This window comes from Pseudoalteromonas sp. Isolate6, from assembly GCF_022398435.1.
Taxonomy (GTDB): domain Bacteria; phylum Pseudomonadota; class Gammaproteobacteria; order Enterobacterales; family Alteromonadaceae; genus Pseudoalteromonas; species Pseudoalteromonas galatheae.
Genome location: NZ_JAKEVK010000417.1, coordinates 1 through 637, shown reverse-complemented (window position 1 = coordinate 637; position 637 = coordinate 1). Strand labels below are relative to the sequence as shown.

General features: G+C 34.5%; 1 protein-coding gene. It reads left to right on the top strand.

Features of this window, described 5'->3' with window-relative positions; all coding sequences use genetic code 11:
- On the top strand, window positions 1–572 hold a 572-nt coding region (locus L1D50_RS23255; protein WP_239966960.1), incomplete at its 5' end, for a TetR/AcrR family transcriptional regulator.
- Window positions 573–637 lie beyond the last annotated feature (65 nt).

Below are 637 nucleotides of genomic sequence, written 5' to 3'. Positions count from 1 at the left end.
GTCCTGTTGACGGTGAAAGGCAAAACAGGCAAAGAAACAAGTTAATTATTGCTGGAAAAACGTTACTGGATAAAAAGCCGTATAGTAAGATTACAATAAGAGACATTGCGAATGAAGCTCAGCTAAACTCTGCGATGATTAAATATTATTTCGGCAGTAAAGAGAACCTTTTTATCTCAGTAGTTGAAAGTTTATCGGCCCCTTTGCTCACTAAACTTGAGAAGATTGAAGAAGAAGAAAGACCGTTGTATGAATTTATTATATCAGTAAGCGAAATTTTGAAATTTAATCCAGCGGTCGTCTCTATCTTGAAAGAAGAAGTCATGTTTAAGTCTACACCACTAAGTTATGCTTTTATTAATGCCTTTCCAGGTAAGGTTTCTGAATTACTACCTAAGCTTATTATTGCTGAGACCTCTATTAAAGATGAAAAAAAAGCTGGGCTTGCTGCATTCAACCTAGTTTCTTTAATTATTTCTCCTTTTTTACTTGATGATATCAGAACGAATGTTTGGAATATTAATGATAGTCAGATCTTTGGAAAAGAGTGGGCAGACTCCTTTTTTACTTGATGATATCAGAACGAATGTTTGGAATATTAATGATAGTCAGATCTTTGGAAAAGAGTGGGCAGACT